Origin of the sequence: Aeromicrobium sp. (genome assembly GCF_050700635.1) — a bacterium.
In the GTDB taxonomy this organism is placed as follows: domain Bacteria; phylum Actinomycetota; class Actinomycetes; order Propionibacteriales; family Nocardioidaceae; genus Aeromicrobium.
The window spans coordinates 1-21,487 of sequence record NZ_JBOHDT010000011.1; the positions used below are offsets into that span (position 1 = coordinate 1).

The following is a 21,487-nucleotide window of genomic DNA, read 5'->3' on the forward strand; positions in this document are numbered from 1 at the left end:
TGCCGGAGGAGATCGCGCGCCTGCGCGAGTCCGGAGTCACGATCTTCTCGCCCGAGGACGGTCAGCGTCTCGGGCTCGCGGGCATGATCAACCAGATGGTCGAGGCGTGCGATCACGACCTGTGGGACGTCGCTCCCGCCGATGCCGATGCCGTGCTCGCAGGGCATCGCGATGCGGTGGCACGAGCCATCACCGGGGCCGAGACGGGGCGACTGGACGACACGCTCCGGTCCGCGATCCACGACGCCGCCGGGGCCGCCCACGTCCCGCTGCTCGGCATCACCGGCACCGGCGGCTCCGGCAAGAGCTCGCTCACCGACGAGCTCGTGCGCCGCTTCCGCACCGACCAGCAGGACAAGCTGCGCATCGCGGTGCTGGCCATCGACCCGACGCGGCGCAAGGGTGGCGGCGCGCTGCTCGGCGACCGCATCCGCATGAACGCCCTCGACGGCGACCGCGTCTACTTCCGCTCCATGGCCACCCGCGGCGGCCACGAGCACCCCGATCACCTCGACGACGTCATCGCCGTGCTGAAGGCGTCCGGCTTCGACCTCGTCATCATCGAGACACCCGGCATCGGCCAGGGGGACGCCGGCATCATCTCCTTCGTCGACCGCTCGATGTACGTGATGACGCCGGAGTTCGGCGCTCCCTCGCAGCTGGAGAAGATCGACATGCTCGACTTCGCCGACGTCGTCGCCATCAACACGTTCGAGCGCCGGGGCGCCAAGGACGCGCTGCGCGACGTCGGCCGCCAGCTCGTGCGCAACCGCGAGGCGTTCGGGCAGAAGCCGGACGACATGCCGGTCTTCGGCACATCCGCCGCCACGTTCAACGACGACGGCGCCACCGCCCTCTACCACCACGTGGCCGGGATGCTCCGCGAGGACGGTCTCGCGATGGAGGACGGAGCCCTGGCGGCGGTCGACACGAAGGTGTCCACCGGGTTCGCCGCGGTCGTGCCGCCGGAGAAGGTGCGCTACCTCTCCGAGATCGCCGAGACCGTGCGCGACTACCACGCCGACACCGAGCGGCTCGCCGAGCAGGCGCGTCGTGTCCAGCGGCTGGGCGCGGTGGCCGAGGAGCTCGACGAACCCGGCGAGGTGGGTCGCCTGCACGAGGAGGCGCGGTCGGAGCTCCCCCGCAACATCGCCGAGCAGATCGAGGGCTGGCCCGACGTCGTGGAGTCGTACTCCGGCGACGAGCAAGTGGTCACCGTCCGCGACGTGGAGCTTCATACGAAGCTGCGGCGCGAGTCGCTGTCCGGCACGCACGTGCCGCGCGTCAGCCTTCCGCGCACCACCGACCACGGCGACCTCGTGACGTTCCTGCGACGCGAGAACCTGCCCGGGTTCTTCCCGTTCAGCGCCGGTGTGTTCCGCTTCAAGCGCGACACCGAGGACGCGGCCCGCATGTTCGCCGGCGAGGGCGATCCGTTCCGCACCAACCGGCGCTTCAAGCTGCTCTCGCACGACGGTGAGGCCAACCGACTCTCCACCGCCTTCGACTCCGTGACGCTCTACGGCCGCGACCCCGACCTGCGGCCCGACGTCTACGGCAAGGTCGGCACCTCTGGCGTCTCGGTGGCCACGCTCGACGACATGAAGGCCCTCTACGACGGCTTCGAGCTGGTGTCGCCGTCCACGTCGGTGTCGATGACGATCAACGGGCCGGCACCCACGGTGCTGGCATTCTTCCTCAACACCGCGATCGACCAGGCCCTGGACAAGGCCGGACCCGACGCGAATCGCGACGAGGTCGTCGCACACACCCTGCAGAACGTTCGCGGCACCGTTCAGGCCGACATCCTCAAGGAGGACCAGGGCCAGAACACCTGCCTGTTCTCCACCGAGTTCAGCCTGCGGATGATGACCGACATCCAGGAGTGGTTCATCGAGCAGAAGGTGCGCAATTTCTACTCGGTCTCGATCTCCGGCTACCACATCGCCGAGGCCGGGGCGAACCCCATCAGCCAGCTCGCGTTCACCCTCGCCAACGGGTTCACCTACGTCGAGGCCTACCTCGCGCGCGGCATGGACATCAACGACTTCGCGCCGAACCTCTCGTTCTTCTTCTCCAACGGCATGGACCCGGAGTATTCCGTGATGGGCCGCGTCGCCCGGCGCATCTGGGCCGTCACGATGCGCGACCGCTACGGCGCCAACGAGCGCGGCCAGAAGCTCAAGTACCACGTCCAGACGTCCGGACGCTCGCTGCACGCGCAGGAGATGAGCTTCAACGACATCCGCACCACGCTGCAGGCGCTCATCGCCATCTACGACAACGCCAACAGCCTGCACACGAACGCCTTCGACGAGGCCGTCACCACACCGGGCGACGCATCGGTGCGCCGCGCGCTTGCGATCCAGATGATCATCAACCGCGAGTGGGGCGTCGCGATGAACGAGAACCCCACCCAGGGCGCGTTCCTCACCGACGAGCTCACCGACCTCGTCGAGGCGGCCGTGCTCGCGGAGTTCGACCGGATCAGCGAGCGCGGTGGCGTGCTCGGCGCGATGGAGACCGGCTACCAGCGCGGCAGGATCCAGGACGAGTCGATGCTCTACGAACAGCGCAAGCACGACGGGTCGCTGCCCATCGTCGGCGTCAACACGTTCCGCAACCCGAACGAGGACGAGGAGCCACCCACCGTCGACCTCGCCCGGGCCACCGAGGAGGAGAAGAAATCACAGCTCGACCGCGTGCAGAAGTTCCAGAAGGAGCACCGGACCGAGGCCACCGAGGCGATCGCCCGGCTCAAGGAGGTCGCCACGTCCGACGAGAACGTCTTCGCCGTGCTGATGGACGCGGCTCGCGTCTGCTCGCTCCAGCAGGTCACCGAGGCCTTCTTCGAGGTCGGCGGTCAGTATCGTCGCTCGGTGTGAGCGGGCCGGTGGTCGTGATCAACACGGCAAGGCTCGTCCTGCGGCCGCTGACCATGAACGATCTCGACGCGCTGGTCGACCTTCATGCCGATCCTCGGGTTTACAGGTTTGTTCCTGCCCTCACACGCGAGCAGGCAGTTGACCGGCTCGCAGACATCGAGCGGCAGTGGCAGGAGCGGGGTCATGGTCTGTGCGCCGTCGAACTGCGGGACAGCGGTGCGTTCATCGGCCGGTGCGGCCTGAAGTACTGGGAACAATTCGATGAGGTCGAGGCCGGCTGGACCCTCAAGCCAGATGCGTGGGGTCACGGGTATGCAACCGAGGCCACCAGAGCGTGCCTCGAGTGGGGATTCGACCGGCTCGACGTCGACTACTTCACCGCGATGATCGACCCGGCCAATACTGCTTCCATCGGGGTCGCCGAACGCCTGGGTTTCTCACCTCGCCGCGACGATGAGCTGCTTGGGAAGAAGATCACGGTGTACGCCCTGGACCGCGCCGCCTGAGATCAGGCGCGCAGCTCGGTGACCTGCACACGACCACCCCGTCCGGGGATCATCGTCACGTTGCGATGCTGGGCCCGCTCCGGGGCCGGGTCGGGAGCGACCAAGTCGGTGCGTCGCGCGATCTCGTGCACCACGATCCGCAGCTCTTCCATCGCCAGCGCTGAGCCGAGGCAGCGACGGATCCCACCGCCGAACGGCAACCAGGTGTGGGTGCCGGGCTTCACTCCCACGAATCGCTGCGGGTCGAAGCGGAACGGATCGGGGTAGAGGTCCTCCCGATGGTGCAGCAACAGGATGCTGACCAGCACCCGGGTGTCCGCCGGAACCTGGTACTCCCCGAGGCGCCATGGCACCTTGACCTCGCGCCCGATCACCGGCACCACAGGGCGCACCCGCATGGCCTCGTGGATCGTCGCGTCGAGACTCCCGTCGGGGTCCTCGCCGGACCGAGCGACGTCCCGCAGTCGCTCGTACGCGGTCGGGGCGCGCAGCAGCCGCTCGAACGTCCAGGCGATCGAGTTCGCCGTGGTCTCGTGGCCGGCCAGCACCAAGGTCAGAAGCTCGTTGCGGAGCTCGAGGTCACTCAGCCCCTGGCCGTCCTCGTCCTCGGCGTCGAGCAACAGCGACAGCACGTCGTGACGCCCACCCGGGACGTGGGAGGCGCGGCGCTGGGCGATTAGGTCGTACATCGCCCGGTCGATCCTGGACATTGCCAGACGTTGCACGCCGATGGGTCGGTCCCGGGCGAGGTTGACGACCTCGGCCGGCTTGGCCAGCCGGCTCGTGGACAGATGCAGGACACCGCGCACAACGCTGCGCAGCCGGTTCTCCGCCTCGTCGGACTCGGATCGTTCGCCCACGCCGAAGACGCCGGACATGATGACGTCGAGGGTGATGGTCTGTGCCGAGCTCGTCAGTGCCATCGGGCGCCCGACCGGCCAGCGTGAGATCTCTCGATCGGTGGCCGCCACGATCTCCTCGCGATACCGGCCGATCGCGTCACCATGGAACGACGGCATCAGCAGCTTGCGCTGACGACGGTGCCGTTCGCCGGTCGCTGTCAGCACGGAGCTGGTACCGACGATCGGCCGCAGCGGGGAGCTCCCGGCGGTGGACGGCGCGAGGGCCGGATCGGCGGTGAGGAGCGAGCGCACGTGGTCGGGATGGCCGGTGACGGCCACCGGCAGATCGCTGTAGAGCGTGTCCATCCCGAAGACGTCTCCGTGGCGGCGCTGGGCCTCGAACACGACGTCGCCCTCGCGGGTCATGAACTGCACGGTCTGCCGGATGCGGCCGAGCCCGAGGTGCGGCGGCGGTGGTGCCGAGTCGCCCTCGTCCGCGGGGCCGGCCGTCGAGGTGGGCACGTCGGTCGGCGCGTCCCCGAGCATGCCCGCGCCACGCGCCGGCGTCGCGTGCCATCGCATCAGGCCATCCTCGCGCAGCGGTGGGATGCGACGCCAGGAATCGTCGCGAGAATCTTCCTTGAGGCCCTTGCATGCCCGTGACCAGCACGGTAGACTCGAACACGAGTTCGAAGTCAGAATCTGCAGGAGACTTCGAGCCGGCCCTCCGGGTGGCTCGCTGCGATGCGGGCAAGCTGCACTGACCGTTCATTCGTCGTCGTGCGCTGAGGAGGTGCCATGCGAACCATCGATCATCTGGATGCCGCAGTGCGGCATCTCCATGAAGCCCGTGAGCAAGGAGTCGGCGATGCCGACCTGGCGCGCGTGGTCGTCGCGACGCAGTCGGTGATCCGGGCCGCGCAGGCCCTGCTCCTCGATGCGACCGCCGCGGCCGACGCAGCCAACACGGCCCGCGGGCAGGGAGCATCCAGCACGGCTGCCTGGGTGGCGCAGACGTCGGGGCTGTCCCGCCGCGACGCGGCCCGCGAGGTCAAGCTCGCCCAGGACCTGCAGACGGCGCCGGCCACTCGCGAGGCCTTGAGCCTGCCCGGCATGTCGAGCGAGAAGGCCCGCGTCATCACGCGAGCGATGGGAGACCTTCCCCGCGGGCTCGACGACCACGGGCGCGCGCTGGTCGAGAAGGATCTCGTCGACAAGGCACAGCAGCACTCGCTGGAGGACCTGCGCCGCGCGGCGAGGCGTGCCGTCGAAGTGCTCGACCGCGAGTGGGCCGATCGGATCGAGTCCGAGACGCTCGCCGGTGAAGAGAAGCGGGCTCACCGACAGGCCGAATTCTGGATGCGTCCGGCCGACGACGACGGGATGGTCGAGGGCGGGTTCACGCTTCCCCAGCTCGAGGCCGACATTCTTCGCTCGGCACTGGAGTCGCACACGGCACCGCGACACGACTGCGTCCGCCAACCAGACGACACCGAGCTGCTCGAGCAGAGTCCGACATACCCGCAGAAGCTCGGCCGCGCGTTCGGCGACATCCTCCGCCACCTGCCCACCGACTGCTACGGCAACCACGGCGGCGTGGCGGCGACCTTGATGGTGACCATCGACTACGAGTCCCTCCGCGGCGTTGTCGATCGTGCCGGCGCCGACTCCCATGGCACGCGGGTCGATCCGGCCACGGTTCGCCGGCTCGCCTGCGATGCAGGCATCCTTCCGGCCGTGCTGTCCGGCAATGGCAAGGTCCTCGACGTCGGCCGTCAGAAGCGACTCTTCACCACGGCCCAGCGCACCGCGTTGGCCCACCGCGACGGAGGGTGCGCGTTCCCCGGCTGCGATCGTCCGCCGGGCTGGACGGAGGCCCACCACATGAACCCGTGGGCCACCGGAGGATCGACCGATCTCGACGACGGCGTGCTCCTGTGCGCCCACCACCACCGAACCATCCACCACTCCGAATGGGAGGTCAGACCCGGACCGGACAGGGCACCCGAGTTCATCCCACCCGCGAAGGTCGACCGCCATCGACAGCCGCGCACCAACGACCGATGGAGACCAGCGCGATCGCCCATCGTCAGGGCGCCAGTAGGGTCGGATCATGAGTGATCTGCCCACGTTCGACGACGTCGCCGCCCTTCCCGCGGTCTTCGTCGAGAAGGTCGCAGCCGACCAGATCGACGAGAACGGTCACATGAACATCCGGCACTACTTCGAGTACGGGTCGGGGGCGGTCTGGAAGACCACTGTGGCTCTCGGCGTGGACGACGACTACATCGATGACCGCGGGATGAGCTTCTTCACCGTCGAGCAGCACATCCGGTACTTCGGCGAGATGCGGGTCGGCAACCGGTTCACCGTGCATCAGCGGCTGCTCGAACGATCCAATCGAGCCCTGCATGCGATGGCCTTCGTGCTGGACCGTGAACGCTCGAAGCTCGCCTGCACCTTCGAGCTGGTCTACGTCCACGTCGACATGGCAGAACGCGAGTCGACCGACATCCCCGACGACATCGCAAAGGCTCTGGACCGGCTGATCACCGAGAACGACGCCCTCGGATGGGCCGCGCCGGTGTGTGGGGCGATGGGCGTCCGCCGATAGCATCAGAAGGTGGCTCTTCAGATCCCCCCTGACCTCAAGCCCGCCGACGGCAGGTTCGGTTGCGGGCCGTCCAAGGTCCGGCCGGAGGCGCTGGCACGGCTGGCCGGACGCAGCGATCTCATGGGCACCTCCCACCGTCAGGCCCCGGTCCGCGACGTGGTCGGGCGGGTGCGCGAAGGCCTGGCCGAGCTGTTCTCGCTGCCCGACGGCTACGAGGTCGTGCTCGGCAACGGCGGGTCGACGGCGTTCTGGGACGTTGCCGCCGCCGGTCTGATCCGACAGCGGTCGCTGCACCTGGCCTTCGGTGAGTTCTCCCAGAAGTTCGCCACCGTGGCCGCGCACGCTCCGTTCCTCGACGACCCGATTATCGTCAAGTCCAATCCCGGAACGGCACCCGAACCGGTGGCCGATCCAACGGCGGACGTCATCGCCTGGGCGCACAACGAGACGTCGACCGGGGTCATGGTCGAGGTGCAGCGACCGGCTGGTGACCACCTGGTGCTCATCGATGCGACGTCCGGTGCGGGTGGCCTGCCGGTCGACGTTGGTCAGGCCGACGCGTACTACTTCGCGCCGCAGAAGTCGTTCGGCTCCGACGGCGGGCTATGGCTGGCCGCGCTCAGCCCAGCGGCGATCGCCCGGGCGGAGGAGCCGGTGACGGACGGGCGTTGGGTCCCTGAGTCGCTTTCGCTGACGACCGCCATCACCAACTCACGACTGAACCAGACCTACAACACCCCTGCCCTGGCGACGCTTCTCCTGCTGGCCGACCAGGTCGACTGGATGCTCGCCGGCGGCGGCCTGAAGTTCTGCGTCGAGCGCACGACCGCGTCGTCGTCGCACCTCTACGGGTGGGCCGAGAAGTCGGAGTTCGCCACGCCCTTCGTCACCGACCCGGCGCACCGCTCGCTCGTCGTCGGCACCATCGACTTCACCGACGACGTCGATGCCGCCGCACTCGCGGCGACCCTGCGCGCCAACGGCATCGTCGACACCGAGCCGTACCGCAAGCTCGGACGCAACCAGCTGCGCATCGGCATGTTCCCGGCCGTCGAGCCCGCCGACGTCGAGGCGTTGACCGCATGCATCGACTGGGTCGTGACCAGGTGAAGGTGCTGGTCAGGGAGAACATCGGTGACTCCGGGGTCGAGCTCCTGCGCTCCGCCGGGTTCGAAGTCGACCTCGGATACGACTGGTCCGCGGACGACCTCGTCGAGCGCATCGGCGACTACGACGCCATCCTGATCCGTTCCGCCACGAAGCTGGACGCCGACGTCCTGGCCAAGGCGGAGAAGCTCAGGGTCGTTGCGCGAGCCGGGGTGGGTGTCGACAACGTCGACGTCGATGCGGCAACGCGCCAGGGCGTGGTCGTGGCCAACGCGCCCCAGTCCAATGTCGTCACTGCCGCCGAGCACACCATGGCGCTGCTGCTCGCTCTCGCCCGCAACGTCCCCCAGGCGCACGGGTCGCTCGTCGCCGGACGGTGGGACCGGGCCAAGTTCACCGGTGTCGAGCTGCACGACAAGGTGCTGGGCATCCTGGGGTTCGGACGCATCGGACAGCTGGTTGCGCACCGCGCCCGCGGCTTCGGCATGCGGGTGGTGGCGTTCGACGCGTACATGGCCGAGGAGCGGTTCGGTGAGCTGGGTGTCGAGCGTGCCGCCACCGCAGAGGCCGTATACGCGGTCTCCGACTTCCTCACCGTGCACCTGCCGAAGAACGCCGAGACCCATGACTTCCTCGACGCCGAGGCCTTCGCCGCGATGAAGGACGGTGTGCGCATCCTCAACGTCGCACGTGGTCCGTTGGTCGTCGACGACGCGCTCAAGGACGCACTCGACTCGGGCAAGGTGGCCGGGGCCGCCCTCGACGTCTTCCGCGAGGAGCCGATCACCGAGCACCCACTGTTCGACTATCCGAACGTCGTCGTCACGCCGCACCTCGGGGCCTCGACCACGGAGGCGACGGACCGCGCCGGCTACCAGGCCGCGGAGCAGGTCGTGGCCGCGTTGACCGGGACAGCGGTCACCACCGCCGTCAACGTCCCGGCGATCGCGGCAGACGACCTGGCGGCACTCGAACCCTTCCTCGGCCTCTGCTCCTCACTCGGACGGATCGCTGCCGGACTCGCACCAGCCACCTCGCTGGACGCGCTGGAGGTCGAGTTCCTCGGCCGGATCGCCGAGCACGACAACCGGCTGCTCACGATCCAGGTCGTCAAGGGCGTGCTCGCAGACCACACCGACGAAGCCGTCAACGACGTCAACGCTCTGGCGCTCGCCGGCGAGCGCGGCATCGCCATCGCCGCCACCAGTCGCCCCATCGCCCACGACTTCACCGACCTCGTCCGCGTCACGGTGCGCAGCGGCCCAGCGCAATCCGGCGAGGGGACCACGCGGGTCGTCGGCACGGTGCTCGGACAACGGCACCGCCCCCATCTGCTCGAGGCGTGGGGCTCGCGGTTCAACGTCCAGCTCGAGCCGTACCTCGCGGTGTTCCGCTATCGCGATCAGCCCGGGATGCTGGGCCGCATCGGAGCGGCCTTCGGTGACGCCGGAGTCAACATCGTCTCCGCCGCGGTCGGGCGCGAGCCGGAGCGCGTGACAGACGAGGCGACCATGGTCGTCACCACCGACGCTCCGGTCAGTCCTGACGTGTTCGAACCCGTCCTGGCCAGCACAGACTTCTTCGACGCCCGCGCCATCAGCCTCTAGTCACACTGCCCAACGAGCGGACCCGTCTCGACCGGGTTACGTTCGACGGGAGAGAGGGATTCGACGGGAGAGGGAGATGACCATGGATGGATTGATGTGGGTAATCATCGCGATTGTCGTCTTGGTGATCGTGCTCGGACTCGTGGTCGCGGCGCGAAAGTCGTCCGAACGACGCACTGAACACGCCCGCGAGCGGGCCACCAGCATTCGGGACGAGTCCAGGGAGCACCAGGTCGAGGCAGAGCGCACCAGGGCCTCCGCCGCCGCAGCGCAGGCCGAGGCCGCCGAGAAGAAGCGGGAGGCGGAACTCCTCGAGCGACAGGCCGGCGAGCACGGGACCGAAGCGAGCCGCGCCGACGAGGATGCACTCGAGCGGGCCCGTGAAGCGGACCGGATCGACCCCGACGTCACGACCGACGACGACGGCGTTCGTCAGACCGGTCACGACCGCAGTACCGATGTCGACCACGACCGCAGTACCGAAGTCGACCGCGACCGTGACACCGACCCCAGTGGTGACCGCGATCGCGAGCTCGACACGGACCGCCAGCACGGCGACGATCGCTCCGAACGGCCCCGCTGACCGACGGTGAGCGTGGACGACGACCTGGGTGTCGCCGTCGATGTCGCACGTCCCGTGCGGCAGGTGGTCTCGCTCGTCCCGTCGCTCACCGAGGCCATCGCCGCCACACGTCCGGAGGCGCTGGTGGGTGCCACCGACTGGTGCACCCACCCGGCCGAGCTGGACGTCGCGCGCGTGCGCGGCACCAAGAATCCCGATCGGGCCGCAATCGCTGCGCTGGTGCCGGACCTCGTCATCGCCAACCAGGAGGAGAACCGCGAGCTCGACGTGAAGCGCCTCCGCGCGGACGGCATCGCCGTGTGGGTGACGCGGATCCGCACCCTCGACGAGGCCTTCACCTCGATGCGCCGGCTGTTCGATGCCGCGCTCGGCTGGGACGTGCCGTCCTGGCTCGACGAGGCCGAGCACGCTTGGTCCGTACCTCCACACGCCACCGGCCTACGCGTGGCCGTGCCGATCTGGCGCGACCCCTGGATGGTGGTCGGCAGCAACACGTTCACCGGTGACGTCGTCGCGCGGCTCGGGTGGCACAACGTGTTCGGCGACAGCGACGAGCGTTACCCGCACGTGGAGCTGTCCGACATCGACCGCGACGACGTCGACCTCGTCCTCCTGCCCGACGAGCCCTACGTCTTCGGCCCCGACGACGGCCCCGAGGCGTTCACGCACGCACCGATCGCGCTCGTCCCGGGTCGGTCGCTCACCTGGTACGGCCCGTCCCTCGTCCACGCGCGCGAGGAGCTGAGTCGGCTGGCTTGAATCCCAGGTTCCCAGGACGTCAGCGTTCGGCGTCGGAGCTGCGGTCCTTGCGGGCCGACTGGCGGGTGGCGCGTGGGGCTCGCCGGGCCTCGACGACGAACGGGTAGTCGGCGGTGACGAGCGGCGTCTCGCCGACGATCGCGTTGTGGCTGCCCCACACCAGGTACTTGGCGCTGAGGTTGATGAGGGTGGCGAAACGGTTGCGGTTGCCGAGCAGGGTCACGATGTGCAGCGCGACCCAGATGATCCAGGCGGGGAAGCCGGTGAGCTTCGGCAGGAACTTGATCTCGGCCACGGCGGACGAGCGTCCGATCGTGGCCATCGTGCCCTTGTCGTGGTAGGTGAACGGCTTGAGCGTCCTACCCTTGAGATCGGCCTTGATGAGCTTCGCGACGTACTTGCCGCCCTGAATCGCCGGCTGCGCGAGCTGCGGCATCTCCTCGGGACCGATCGAGACGTCGCCGATCGCGAAGACGTTGTCGAGACCCTTGACGCGGCGATGCTCGTCGGTCTCGATCCGGCCACCGCGACCCTGCGGCACGTCCCAGTCGGCCACGGTCGGGTGGGTGGTGACGCCGGACGCCCACACGACGATGCCCGCCGGGAGGAACTCCTCCTTGCCGTCCTTCTCGACCACAACCCCGTCCGCCCGGACCTCCTTGACCGCTGTCTCCAGGCGGAGGTCGACCTGACGCTTCTTCAGCGACCTGACCGTGTAGTCGCGCAGCTTCGGAGCGAACGGGCCCAGCACGTGCGGCATCATCTCGACGAGCGTGATGTGGACCCGCTCCCGGTCGAGCTCCGGATAGGTGGTGGGCATGTCGAGGTTGCGCAGCTCGGCGAACGCGCCGGCCGTCTCGACCCCGGTGGCCCCACCGCCGACCACCATGATGCGCAGGTCACGGTTCTGACCGTTGATCGCGGCGTCCTCCAGGTTCGCGAACATCCGATCGCGCACCTGCAGGGCCTGGGACCGCTGGTACAGGGGCATCGAGAACTCCTCGGCGCCGGGCACGCCGAAGAAGTTGGCGGTCACTCCGCAGGCGAGCACCAGGTAGTCGTACTTGACTTCGACCGCGCCTTCCAGGTGAAGCGCGCGGGACTCGTGGTCGATCGACTTGAGGGTGCCCTTGAGGAAGCGGACGTTGCTCTGCTTGGCGCGGATGGCGCGCAGGAACCAGGTGATGTCGCCGGGATTCAAGCTCGCGGTCGCCACCTGATACAGCAACGGGTTGAAGGTGTTGTAGGTGTGGCGGTCGATGAGGGTGACGTCGACGTCGGCACGTTTGAGCTTGCGGACGGCGGCGATCCCGCCGAACCCGCCTCCTACGACGACGACGTGGGGACGCTTGCCGCTCGAGGCGGGGGGAGTCTCGGGCATGCCCGAGATCGTACTCGCGTCACCTAGTGAGCGCCGTCGGCCCAGGACCGCGACTCGTCGCGGTTGAGCAGCACGATGACAGCCACCGCTGCCGCGGTGCCGAGCAGCCCGAGCGGGATCGCGACGAAGCCGGCCGCCGCGGTGATCCACGCCAGCGCGAGGGTCGCAACGCGACCGATCCGCTTGCGGGCCAGGAGTGACAGGCCGGCGGCGAGGCCGGCCACGGCGAGCGGGAGCATCACCAGACTGCCCCAGAACGCGAACTGCATCGCCTGGTCGAGCTCGGCGGCCGTGTACCAGTCGGCGAACGGGCCGTCTTGCAGGACACGGACGTACTCCTCGCGCGCAAGCCCGTAGATGACCAGGTAGAGGGCCGACAGTCCGCCGGCCAGGGCGGACCCCAGGACGGTGACCAGCCCGGCCGCGAGGACGGCGTTGGGACGCTTCGTGGTGCTCAACGGTGGGGCCGGAGCCTCGATGGTCTTGACCGTCTCGGTGGTCTGGGTCTGAGCACCCGGGGTGGGGACCGCCCACGGGTCGGCCGGGGCCGGCTGATCACCGTCCGGATGGCGACGCGTCGCGTACCAGCCTCGGGCGTCCGGCGCCCACAGGGTGCCGGCCGCGAACAGCAGGAACACCGCCTGCAGGATCCCGACCAGCCCGAACGGAACGACGAGGAGGGCGAGCACCACGGCCGTGACGGTGGCCCCGATGCGCGAGACGTGGTCGCCGCGAACGGCATACGCCGCGAACACCATGCCCGCAACGAGCAGCACCACGCTGCTCAGCCCGACCCAGCGCAACGCGGCCAGCAGCTCGATCATGGTCACGTCGAAGCCACGTTCCTGGAGCGTCGTGAGCGTGGGCTCCAGCGCCTTCTGCATCTCGATCGTTCCCCAGCTCGTGAGCGCCCCCATCAGCTGCATCAACATCAGGAACGAGCTGATTCCCACGAACACGCAGGCCATCGTGACCGCAGACGGCCGGGGGGAGGCTTTCATTCGTCCATCCCACCACACGAGCCCGAATTTGTAAGAGTCGGCAGATCAGTCGAGCTCGTTGCCGTAGCCGGTGATGATCGTCCGCCGCGTCACGCCGTTCTGGTCGTAGGCGATGGTCTGCACGTCGATGTCGTACAGCCGGCTGAGCTCGGCATCGGTGAGGAGCTCGGCCGCCGGACCGCTGCGCACGTCGTCCAGCCCGCCCATGAGCACGACGGAGTCGGCCAGGAAGAGCGCATGGTCGGGGTGGTGGGTGGTGAGGAGCACGCCCATGCCGTCGGCGACGAGCTTGCGCAGCAACGACATGATCTGGGCCTGGTTGTGGAGGTCGAGACCGGCGGTCGGTTCGTCGAGCACCAGCGAGGGCGACTCCGAGGCGATCGCCCGGGCGATGAGCACCAGCTGCTGCTCGCCGCCGCTGAGGGTAGGGAACTGACGGTCCGCCAGGTCCGCCACCCCGATGCGGTCCATCGCGTCAAGGGCGGCGACGCGGTCATCCCGGGACGGAGTTCCGAACAGGCTCACCTGACGCACCCGGCCCATCACCACCATGTCGAGGGCGCGGTACGCGAACGCGCCGCCCCGTGCCTGCGGCACGAAACCGATGTGGCCGTCGTGCCGGACCGAGCCTTCCTCGGGGGTCAGCAGTCCCGCAGCGCACCGCACCAGTGTCGTCTTCCCGCGACCGTTCGGGCCGAGCACGACCGTGACCGATCCGGCCGGCACCTCCAGCGAGACGTGGCGGAACACCCAGCCAGTCTCCGGGTAGCGGTGGCCGAGGTCGACGAGCTCAAGCATGGTCCCAGATCCTGTCGCGATTGCGCCGCAGGAGCAGGAAGAACACCGGAGCGCCGACGAGAGCGGTGAGCACGCCCAACGGGACCTCGCCTGCCGTCAGCGTCCGGGCGATCGTGTCGATCACGATGAGGTAGGTCGCGCCGACCAGGAAGCTGACGGGCAGCAGGATCCGGTGGTCCGGGCCCACCCACATGCGCGCCAGGTGCGGGATGACCAGGCCCACCCATCCGACCACGCCGCTGACCGCAACCGCCCCGGCCACGATGAGCGCGCACGAGAGCAGGATGGTCCAGCGCATGCGACCCGGACGCAGACCGAGCGACGACGCCTCGTCGTCGCCGAGCGAGAGCACGTTGATGCGCCACCTCAGCAGCAGCATCACCGCCGTGCCGAGCAGGATCGGCACGGCGGCCACGCCGACCTTCGCCCAGGTGGCGGTGGCTAGGCTGCCCAGCAGCCAGAAGACGATCGCCGGCAACGACGAGTACGGGTCGGCGAAGTACTGGACCAGCCCGACGAGTGCGGCGAAGAACGAGCCGAGCACCACGCCGCCGAGCACCACCATGAGCATCGAGGAGGAACGGCCCAAGGTCAGGGCGAAGAGGAGCCCGATCGCGACCAGGCCGAACACGAAGGCACCTCCGACGAGGAAGATCGTCCCGAGGCCGAGCAGCAACGCCAAGGATCCACCGAGTGACGCCCCCGCCGAGACGCCGATGATGTCCGGACTCACCAGCGGGTTGCGGAACGTGGCCTGGAGAGCCGCGCCGGCGATGGCGAGACCGCCTCCGACCAGCACCGCGAGCAGCACCCGCGGGAGGCGGATCAGCTCGACGACGGTTCTCTCGGTCTCGCCCACCCCGCCATCGGGGAGCAGTACGGACGCCAGGATCTGCACGACGTGCGACACCGGCACGGTGTAGCGGCCGAGCGAGATGGCCACCACGATCGTGACGACGAGAGCCACAGCCGCGGCGACGACCGCGAGAGGGCCACCCACTCTCGCCGGGGTGGCCACCGCCTCCTCACGCCGAGAACTGGTCGTAGTCGGCGGAGCCACCGTTCGCGTCCTTCCACAGGATGGTGTCGATTTCGGACTGGGTGGGCGTGTGGCCGTAGAAGTACTTGTAGTCGTCGACGATCTTGTCGCGCAGGCCGCCGTCGGTGCCGTCGGGAAACGCGATCTGCGACAGCCAGGTCCACATCAGCGGCGACTCGTGGCTCGGCGGGTCCCAGCGGTATCCGCCCAACGGCGCCCGGTACACACGCTTGTCCTTCACCGCCGCGACGTCACGCCAGCGGCGGTCGCCGTAGATGTCGCCCGGCATGGCGGCATCGAAGTTGCCGAGCACGATGACGTCCGGATCCCAGTCCAGCACCTGCTCCAGGTCCACCTTCGCCAGGCCCTCGACCTCGGACGAGACGTTTTCGGCGCCAACGAGACGGACGTACTCCTCGTTGAACGTGCCGGCGCCCTGGACTTCCATGCCTTCTGAGAACCGGAGGAAGTAGAGCACGCGCGGCCCCCGCCCGGTCTGTTTGGCCGCGACCGCCTCGGCTGCCAGACGGTCGGCGTCGAGGCGGGTGGCCATGGCGCGGCCGCGTTCGGGTTGTCCGAGCGCTGTGGAGAACATCGAGAACCAGGTCCCGACGTCCTCGATCGTTCCGTAGTTGACGCCCAGGACCTTCAGGTCGGCATTCTCCAGCGGCTGGATGATCTCGTCGCCCTGGCTGGCCCACTGCACGACGATGTCGGGTTCCAGGGCGAGGATGCCTTCGACGTTCGGGGCGAAGTCCTGCGTCCCGACGTCGTGGGGAACCTCGAGCACCTGGGGGAACATCGTGCCGAGGATGCTCTGCTTCGCCGCGGCCCAGGAGGCGTCATGGATGCCGACGAGATGCTCGGCGGTCTGATCGACGGCGATCATGATCGAGGCCGCAGGCATCGGGAGTGTGACGATGCGTTGGGCCGGTCCGTCGAGCGAGAGCTTCTTGCCTCGTTGGTCCTCGAGCACGATCGCGCCGGCGGACGAGTCGTCCGAACCGCACGCGGGCAGCAGGGCGACGCCGCCCAGTGCGACAGCTCCCTTCAGTAGGGTTCTGCGGGGCAGTGCCTCCGGCGGGGAGTCCATCGCGGTTCCTTTCGTCAAGTGCCCAAGAGGGCAGCCGGTCCTTGGTGGAGGTTTCCTTCGTTCACGATCCGCAGGTGACGCGCGGTGAAGTCGCGCAGATAGCGAACCTGGCGGTCGCTCAGCTTGTCGCAGGCCCATTCCCAGTGCATCGAGACCCAGTCGCCGATCTCGAGGTCGTCCATCATGCTGACGCCGTCGACCGAACGCACGACCGTCTCGGTGATGCGTTCGCCGAACCCGAGCGTTCGGCCGTCCCACGTCAGCGGCGTCGACTCGACGACCACCTGGTCACCCTGGACGGCCATCACCTTGCCCCAGCGGATGCGGCACTGGTCGAGCACCGTGAGGGCGTGCTCAGCCTTGCGCCCGTCGCTCAGCAGACCGGTCCACGGGTAGATGCAGAACACCGCGAAGCTGTGGTGCGGGACGCCGCCGGCGTTGATGCTCTCGGCCAGGGAAGGGAATTTCGTGCCGGTCACCCTCCGGAAGCGGTCCTCCATCGAGTTGCCGACCGCTGTGGGCGTCACCCGGTTGAGCCGCGAGTTGCCCACCCAGTAAGCGTCCACGACCCGGCGGTCGAGCGGGTCGTCCAGACCGAGCGAGGCCGCGATGAGCTCGAGATAGGGCCACGCCCCGGCGAACTGGCGAGAGAGCTCGCGCAGCCCGCGCTCATCGGCGCCGGTCACCCCGTACTCGAAGAACGCGTCGTGGTCGTTCGGGCCGCAATAGCCGTGGGAGTTGGGCGGAAACGCGTACCGCGCGAACAGCACGGGACCGGAGACGTCAGTCCTCACGGGCCTGTCCCAGCATCTCCAGACCGGCGATGGCTTCCTGGGCCTGCTTCTCGTCGATCAGCTCCATGGCGAAGCCCATGTGGATGAGGATCCAGTCACCGGCCGCGGGTAGCTCGTCGAGCATGCCGATGTTGACGCGCCGCTGCGCGCCCTCGACGTCAACGAGCGCGAGCTGGTCGTCGAACCCCTCGACCACCTCGACGATTCGTCCGGGAATGCCCAAGCACATGGTCAACTCCTCCTTGGCGCGTCGGCGTCGGTGAGGACGTGCTCGTGGATGACTCGCAGGACGGCCTCGGCCGCGACCGGCACCGCGGCCTCGACCTGCGGGCTCAGTCCGAGGCCCTCCTCGACGCTCGCCGGCTGGCAGCCGACCACGAACGTCGTCGGCGGTGAACCCCCCATGTAGCGCAGGCTGCCGAGCATCGCGAACGGGTCCATCCCGTGCGCATCGAGCTGCCCGGTACCGATGTCGTCGTCGCCCACCTGCATGACCGTGATCTCACCCGGTGCTCCCTGACCGGGGACCGCGTCGACGATCACGAGGGCGCGGCGGCCGTCCAGGAGGTCGTAGGCGAGGTGCATCCCGCGGATGCCGTAGTCGACGACCTGCACATCGTCAGGCAGGTCGTCGCGGGACGCGAGGTACCGCGCGACCTCCGGTCCGAAACCGTCGTCGCTGAGGAACAGGTTGCCGATGCCGGCTACCAGGATCGATGTACTCAGGGCTGGGCCTCCACGTCACATCTGACGAATACGCCGGTAGCGCTGGATGTCGGGGACCGACATGACCAGCACGACCAGGCCGATCACGACGACCACGGCCAACACGCCGGCGGTGATGTATCCAAGAACGATCATCGGTGGGTTTCCTCTCTCGGGTTCGATTGAACGAGCGGTTCGAGCTCATCTGGCGCGAAGTAGAAATAGCGGCCGTACCAGTCGTGCATCTCCGCGGCGGGATCGTCGACCAGGACCACGGCCACATGCGTGCCGCCGTCGACGTCGGACAGGACGCCGGTGACTCTGGCGACCTGGCCGGCGAAGAAGATGTCCTGGGCGTCGGCCCGGCGGTTCGGATGCACCCGTACGAGGCTGCCCTTGGCGACGCTCACGCCGTCGATCGTCACCGCGTCGGACTCCGGCGACACCGCCGCGTCAGTAGCCGGATCCCACCACGGCTTGTCACCGGTGTCGAAGGCCGGTGGATCCAGATCCCGGATGTCACTCAGCATCGGCCAGTCGGGTTCGGGAACGGTGCCCGGATCACGCAGGACACCGTGCAGCTGCTGCATCTCTTCGGGCGACATCTGGTCGCAGCGGTCGATGATCTCGCGCGCCCGTGGGTCGGTGGCACGCGCTTCGGCCTTCTCTTCGTCGGTCATGGTCATGACGCGCAGGGTGAGGATCTCGTCGATCTCGGTAGAGTCGAACAGCGCTCCCGTGCTCTGTTCGGCGATCTCGGGGTGGTCGTACAGGATGATCGGCAGGCCGAGGAGGAGGTCGTCATCTCCTGCGTCTCCGCCGAGCACCGGCCAGCAGCGGCGCTGCTCACAGACGGCCACGGCATCGCTCGCCTCGTCGGGCGGGCCCAGCAACGAGACGAACGCCGGGCCGTGCGCCTCGACGACGAGGTGGGCACCGATGATGGAGTGGGCAGTGGCGTCGTTCTTGTCCAGGCTCGCCTCGCTTCGCCGGTTCTCGACCTCGATGCCCAGCCGGTGGAAACCGGCGACCCTCTCGACCCGGATGCGCAGCTCGGCGACCAGGGCTCGGCGCCGACGGACGATCGTTCCGGCCGGCTCGCCGGCGCCATCGAGCACCGGTTCGCGGTCCTCACCCGAAGGCACCTCGACCGGGAACGACACTCCGTCGCTCAGCTGGTCACCGTTCACCGTGAACGTGAGCTCCTGCTCCACCGCTTCGTCCCAGGTCAGCCATGTGGTGTCGCCTGCGTCGATCTGGGCGACCTCCGCACCGGTGGCATCGAGCAGCTGTCGACGTTGCAGCTGCAGGAAACGCAGGTGCACCACGAGCGTCGCCTCCGCGTCGAGGTCGCCGGACATCAGAGCCTGCATCGCCATCGACGGCGACTCGCCCAGCCCCGCCGCCTCGGCGTCCGGCGGACCGAGCACACCGAACTGCCAACGCGACTGGTTCTTGCTGGAGCTGGCCCGGTACGGGTACAGCAGATAGCCCTCGTAGAGCACCGCGTCAGCGACCATCCGGGCCCGGTCGAGATTCACGGGGAGACCTCCCGGCGCGCGTCGAGCAGATCGGTCAGGGTCTCGTCCCACGACGTGAAGCCGTGCTCGGAGCGGTGGTCGGACAGTCTGGCCAGCACGTCGTGGTCGGCCCGCATCCATCCGCTGCCGGGATAGTTCAGCTCGATCATCCGCTTCCAGACCGCGACCGGCATCTGGAAGCTCGTGTCGCAGTCCCACGGCACCTGCTCCACCCCGAAGCCGTTGGCGCCCCGCGTGAACACGACACCGGAGAACATGAAGGCGAGCGGCACGACGCCCCCTTCAGTGGCGCTGTCGACGGCATGCAGGTAGCGCGACCCCACCACGTCGAAGTCGTACGTCGCCGGCATCGGCAGGTCGACCTCGGTGACGCCGGTGAAGCCCTGCACCGTGGTGTTGCACTGCATCCACAGGAACGGCCGCAGGGTGTCGGACCACCGGTCACGAGTGCCGAAGAGACCCCGCAGGTCAGCGGCCTCCTCGTCGTCGTAGCCGCGTCGCTGCGGCTCGATGCGGATCTGGCAGCGCAGCGCCATCGCGTGCACGACCGTGCCGGTGCTCTCCTCGACCCGGAGCCGCGCGGTCAGCTGCGGCGTGACGGCGTAGGGCTCGGCGAAGACGTCGAGCACCGTGAACGTGTAGCCGCTCATGACTGAGCCACCTCGGCCGGGCGGCTCTTGGACTCGACCGTCGCGAAGAAGTCGGCCATCGCATGACGCGCTTCCTGCCCGCCGTCGAAACCACGCCACGTCATCCGCATGGTGCCGACGAGCTCGTAGCAGACGTCGATGGGAACGAGCACGCAATGGAAGGCGCCGCGGCCCTCGTCGTCGCGGTAGATCAGCAACGCCTCGACATCGGCGAGCAACAGGTCGAACTGGGGGTTGGCGGCGCGAAGCCCGTCCCAGGACTCGAGCGACAACTCGGACTCGGTGGCGCCCGCCGGGCTGGGGTAGAACGCCACCATGCGGTCCTGGACCGAGTTGCGGAACAGGAAGGCCAGTCCGACCGGGATCTGCAGGTCGTCCCACGACGCCTGGTCGAAGGCGAATTCGGAGAAGCTGAGGTAGCGGTCGGGCACGGCGCGGTAACGCAGGTGGGCCTTCTGGTCGGAGAACAGCAGGTAGCAGGCGCGACACGTGCACATGAGGCTGCGGTCCTCGAGGCCCACCACGTGCTGGTGCTCCTCGGGGATCGGCGCCGCGCACATCTCGCACCGCTCACCCGGCACCACGGTCGGGCGCGTGGTGTTGATGCGGCGCAAGGTCGCGAGCGGGTCGGACCGTCGGCCGCCGCCGCTCATGCGACCTCAGCGGGTACCGCGACCGAGACGGCGCCGGCCTCCGTGAGCACCGGCAGTGGGGTGAGGTGGAGCTCGGGCACGTCGATGCACGCACCGGCCTTGCGCACGTCGTAGTGGACTGCGCACGACGGGCACGTCAGCAGCGCGTCGCCGGCGGCGCCACCGAGGCGTCGGGCCAGCGTGGCTCCCGTCAGGCTCGACTCGCACCGCGCGCAGCTGTCGACGAAGGCGAACAGGTCGGATCCGATGCGGCACACGAGCAGCGACAGGCCGGCAGCCTCGGCCGATCCGACTTCGCCGGCAGACAGAGCCGCGAGCTCAGGCAGCGGATGCCACGCCCCGCCCGCCACCGCGTCGCCGTGTACGCGCGTCATGAGCGAATCGACGGAGATCAGCGGAGCGGCGTCGCCGGCGTCGGATGTGGCCGCCTCGACCTCGATGGCGACGACCTCGGGTGCGGCCGCCTCGATGGCCCCCTCGACGGCGAGCTTGAGGGTGACCGACGACGACGGGCATCCGTCGCAGCTGCCGAGCAGCCGCAGTCGGACCGCCCCCTCGTCGGTGACCTCGAGCAGCTCGACGTCGCCGCCGTGCGACCCGAGGTACGGACGAACGCTCTCGAGAGCGTCCTCCACCCGCTGCTCGATCCCGTACGGATGCAGGTCGTGGACGAGCAGCAGCCCGGACACCAGCTCGTCGTCGGCCAGCGCGCGCAGGAGGTCGTCGTCGAGTACCCCGGCCTCGTACAGGATCTCCATCACCCGCTCGAGCCCGGCCCCATAGAGGTCGGTGACCAGACGGACGAGCTCCTCGGCCCGCTCACGGGCCACCAGGCCGCCGGTCGCACTCGCGGTCAGGAGCGCATCGATGCGTTCACCCGTGAGGCTCAGGTCGGGCGAGTGATCGAGCAGCTCGGGCTGCGTCATGGC

The 21,487-nt window shown here is 68.7% G+C and carries 22 protein-coding genes; 8 read left to right on the forward strand and 14 right to left on the reverse strand.

Annotated elements, in window-relative coordinates:
* Positions 1–2,885: fused isobutyryl-CoA mutase/GTPase IcmF (icmF, locus tag ACRDPN_RS00745; protein WP_431445407.1), on the forward strand; the 2,885-nt coding region annotated here is incomplete at its 5' end.
* Entirely contained in the window at positions 2,882–3,391 is a 510-nt protein-coding gene (locus ACRDPN_RS00750; protein WP_431445408.1) for a GNAT family N-acetyltransferase, read from the forward strand. The genes icmF and ACRDPN_RS00750, both read left to right, overlap by 4 nt.
* A gap of 2 nt (positions 3,392–3,393) precedes the next feature.
* Here ACRDPN_RS00750 and ACRDPN_RS00755 read toward each other — a convergent pair whose 3' ends face one another.
* Positions 3,394–4,815, reverse strand: a complete 1,422-nt coding sequence (locus ACRDPN_RS00755; RefSeq protein WP_431445409.1) for a cytochrome P450 — start codon at positions 4,813–4,815, stop codon at positions 3,394–3,396.
* 216 nt (positions 4,816–5,031) lie between these two features.
* Here ACRDPN_RS00755 and ACRDPN_RS00760 point away from each other — a divergent pair, with 216 nt between their 5' ends.
* The 6 genes from ACRDPN_RS00760 to ACRDPN_RS00785 all read left to right on the forward strand — a co-directional run bounded on the left by ACRDPN_RS00760 (position 5,032) and on the right by ACRDPN_RS00785 (position 10,903).
* Positions 5,032–6,354 (forward strand): DUF222 domain-containing protein, encoded by a 1,323-nt coding sequence (locus ACRDPN_RS00760; RefSeq protein ID WP_431445410.1) that lies wholly within the window; start codon positions 5,032–5,034, stop codon positions 6,352–6,354.
* Positions 6,347–6,847 carry a thioesterase family protein gene (locus tag ACRDPN_RS00765; protein WP_431445411.1) on the forward strand — a complete coding sequence of 167 codons (501 nt, stop codon included), beginning with the start codon at positions 6,347–6,349 and terminating at the stop codon, positions 6,845–6,847. The genes ACRDPN_RS00760 and ACRDPN_RS00765 overlap by 8 nt, the downstream gene beginning before the upstream one ends.
* A gap of 9 nt (positions 6,848–6,856) precedes the next feature.
* Positions 6,857–7,957, forward strand: a complete 1,101-nt coding sequence (gene serC / locus ACRDPN_RS00770) for a phosphoserine transaminase (protein ID WP_431445412.1) — start codon at positions 6,857–6,859, stop codon at positions 7,955–7,957.
* Complete coding sequence (gene serA, locus ACRDPN_RS00775; protein WP_431445413.1) at positions 7,930–9,561, forward strand: phosphoglycerate dehydrogenase; 1,632 nt, start codon at positions 7,930–7,932, stop codon at positions 9,559–9,561. Before serC ends, serA begins: the two co-directional genes overlap by 28 nt.
* Before the next feature lie 94 nt (positions 9,562–9,655).
* On the forward strand, positions 9,656–10,144 hold the full coding sequence (locus ACRDPN_RS00780; protein ID WP_431445414.1) for a hypothetical protein: 489 nt from the start codon (positions 9,656–9,658) through the stop codon (positions 10,142–10,144).
* Positions 10,145–10,156: 12 nt separating this feature from the next.
* The gene (locus ACRDPN_RS00785) at positions 10,157–10,903 is read left to right on the forward strand and encodes a helical backbone metal receptor (RefSeq protein ID WP_431445415.1); all 747 of its coding nucleotides are present in this window, start codon (positions 10,157–10,159) and stop codon (positions 10,901–10,903) included.
* Between the two features lie 19 nt (positions 10,904–10,922).
* On the opposite strand, the gene ACRDPN_RS00790 is transcribed toward ACRDPN_RS00785, so the two are convergent.
* The 13 genes from ACRDPN_RS00790 to ACRDPN_RS00850 all read right to left on the reverse strand — a co-directional run bounded on the left by ACRDPN_RS00790 (position 10,923) and on the right by ACRDPN_RS00850 (position 21,484).
* Complete coding sequence (locus ACRDPN_RS00790) at positions 10,923–12,284, reverse strand: NAD(P)/FAD-dependent oxidoreductase (protein ID WP_431445416.1); 1,362 nt, start codon at positions 12,282–12,284, stop codon at positions 10,923–10,925.
* 23 nt (positions 12,285–12,307) lie between these two features.
* Positions 12,308–13,243: a hypothetical protein gene (locus ACRDPN_RS00795; RefSeq protein ID WP_431445418.1), complete on the reverse strand. Its 936-nt coding sequence runs from the start codon at positions 13,241–13,243 to the stop codon at positions 12,308–12,310.
* An 87-nt stretch (positions 13,244–13,330) separates the two neighbouring features.
* Positions 13,331–14,083, reverse strand: coding sequence for an ABC transporter ATP-binding protein (locus tag ACRDPN_RS00800; protein WP_431445419.1), 753 nt, complete (start codon positions 14,081–14,083; stop codon positions 13,331–13,333).
* A complete protein-coding gene (locus tag ACRDPN_RS00805; protein ID WP_431445420.1) occupies positions 14,076–15,143 on the reverse strand; it encodes a FecCD family ABC transporter permease in 1,068 nt (355 codons plus the stop codon). Before ACRDPN_RS00805 ends, ACRDPN_RS00800 begins: the two co-directional genes overlap by 8 nt.
* Complete coding sequence (locus tag ACRDPN_RS00810) at positions 15,109–16,215, reverse strand: ABC transporter substrate-binding protein (RefSeq protein WP_431445421.1); 1,107 nt, start codon at positions 16,213–16,215, stop codon at positions 15,109–15,111. The genes ACRDPN_RS00805 and ACRDPN_RS00810 overlap by 35 nt, the downstream gene beginning before the upstream one ends.
* 14 nt (positions 16,216–16,229) lie before the next feature.
* Positions 16,230–17,009, reverse strand: coding sequence for a DUF6390 family protein (locus ACRDPN_RS00815; protein ID WP_431445422.1), 780 nt, complete (start codon positions 17,007–17,009; stop codon positions 16,230–16,232).
* Positions 16,999–17,238 carry a HypC/HybG/HupF family hydrogenase formation chaperone gene (locus ACRDPN_RS00820; protein WP_431445423.1) on the reverse strand — a complete coding sequence of 80 codons (240 nt, stop codon included), beginning with the start codon at positions 17,236–17,238 and terminating at the stop codon, positions 16,999–17,001. Before ACRDPN_RS00820 ends, ACRDPN_RS00815 begins: the two co-directional genes overlap by 11 nt.
* A 2-nt stretch (positions 17,239–17,240) precedes the next feature.
* Positions 17,241–17,735 (reverse strand): hydrogenase maturation protease, encoded by a 495-nt coding sequence (locus tag ACRDPN_RS00825; protein WP_431445438.1) that lies wholly within the window; start codon positions 17,733–17,735, stop codon positions 17,241–17,243.
* Between the two features lie 15 nt (positions 17,736–17,750).
* Complete coding sequence (locus ACRDPN_RS00830; protein WP_431445424.1) at positions 17,751–17,870, reverse strand: DUF6893 family small protein; 120 nt, start codon at positions 17,868–17,870, stop codon at positions 17,751–17,753.
* Positions 17,867–19,255: a hypothetical protein gene (locus ACRDPN_RS00835; protein WP_431445425.1), complete on the reverse strand. Its 1,389-nt coding sequence runs from the start codon at positions 19,253–19,255 to the stop codon at positions 17,867–17,869. The genes ACRDPN_RS00830 and ACRDPN_RS00835 overlap by 4 nt, the downstream gene beginning before the upstream one ends.
* Positions 19,252–19,905: a DUF6084 family protein gene (locus ACRDPN_RS00840; RefSeq protein ID WP_431445426.1), complete on the reverse strand. Its 654-nt coding sequence runs from the start codon at positions 19,903–19,905 to the stop codon at positions 19,252–19,254. The genes ACRDPN_RS00835 and ACRDPN_RS00840 overlap by 4 nt, the downstream gene beginning before the upstream one ends.
* Positions 19,902–20,558, reverse strand: coding sequence for a DUF5947 family protein (locus ACRDPN_RS00845; RefSeq protein WP_431445427.1), 657 nt, complete (start codon positions 20,556–20,558; stop codon positions 19,902–19,904). Before ACRDPN_RS00845 ends, ACRDPN_RS00840 begins: the two co-directional genes overlap by 4 nt.
* Positions 20,555–21,484 carry a NifU family protein gene (locus ACRDPN_RS00850; RefSeq protein ID WP_431445428.1) on the reverse strand — a complete coding sequence of 310 codons (930 nt, stop codon included), beginning with the start codon at positions 21,482–21,484 and terminating at the stop codon, positions 20,555–20,557. The genes ACRDPN_RS00845 and ACRDPN_RS00850 overlap by 4 nt, the downstream gene beginning before the upstream one ends.
* Positions 21,485–21,487: the final 3 nt, after the last annotated feature.

Bases quoted from the DNA above. Each gene is read 5' to 3' on its own strand.
- ACRDPN_RS00760 (WP_431445410.1), top strand. From the start codon at position 5,032: ATGCGAACCATCGATCATCTGGATGCCGCAGTGCGGCATCTCCATGAA.
- ACRDPN_RS00840 (WP_431445426.1), bottom strand. From the start codon at position 19,905: ATGAGCGGCTACACGTTCACGGTGCTCGACGTCTTCGCCGAGCCCTAC.
- ACRDPN_RS00755 (WP_431445409.1), bottom strand. From the start codon at position 4,815: ATGCGATGGCACGCGACGCCGGCGCGTGGCGCGGGCATGCTCGGGGAC.
- serA (WP_431445413.1), top strand. From the start codon at position 7,930: ATGCATCGACTGGGTCGTGACCAGGTGAAGGTGCTGGTCAGGGAGAAC.
- ACRDPN_RS00800 (WP_431445419.1), bottom strand. From the start codon at position 14,083: ATGCTTGAGCTCGTCGACCTCGGCCACCGCTACCCGGAGACTGGCTGG.
- ACRDPN_RS00810 (WP_431445421.1), bottom strand. From the start codon at position 16,215: ATGGACTCCCCGCCGGAGGCACTGCCCCGCAGAACCCTACTGAAGGGA.
- ACRDPN_RS00780 (WP_431445414.1), top strand. From the start codon at position 9,656: ATGTGGGTAATCATCGCGATTGTCGTCTTGGTGATCGTGCTCGGACTC.
- ACRDPN_RS00820 (WP_431445423.1), bottom strand. From the start codon at position 17,238: ATGTGCTTGGGCATTCCCGGACGAATCGTCGAGGTGGTCGAGGGGTTC.
- ACRDPN_RS00830 (WP_431445424.1), bottom strand. From the start codon at position 17,870: ATGATCGTTCTTGGATACATCACCGCCGGCGTGTTGGCCGTGGTCGTC.
- ACRDPN_RS00765 (WP_431445411.1), top strand. From the start codon at position 6,347: ATGAGTGATCTGCCCACGTTCGACGACGTCGCCGCCCTTCCCGCGGTC.
- ACRDPN_RS00850 (WP_431445428.1), bottom strand. From the start codon at position 21,484: ATGACGCAGCCCGAGCTGCTCGATCACTCGCCCGACCTGAGCCTCACG.
- ACRDPN_RS00790 (WP_431445416.1), bottom strand. From the start codon at position 12,284: ATGCCCGAGACTCCCCCCGCCTCGAGCGGCAAGCGTCCCCACGTCGTC.
- ACRDPN_RS00845 (WP_431445427.1), bottom strand. From the start codon at position 20,558: ATGAGCGGCGGCGGCCGACGGTCCGACCCGCTCGCGACCTTGCGCCGC.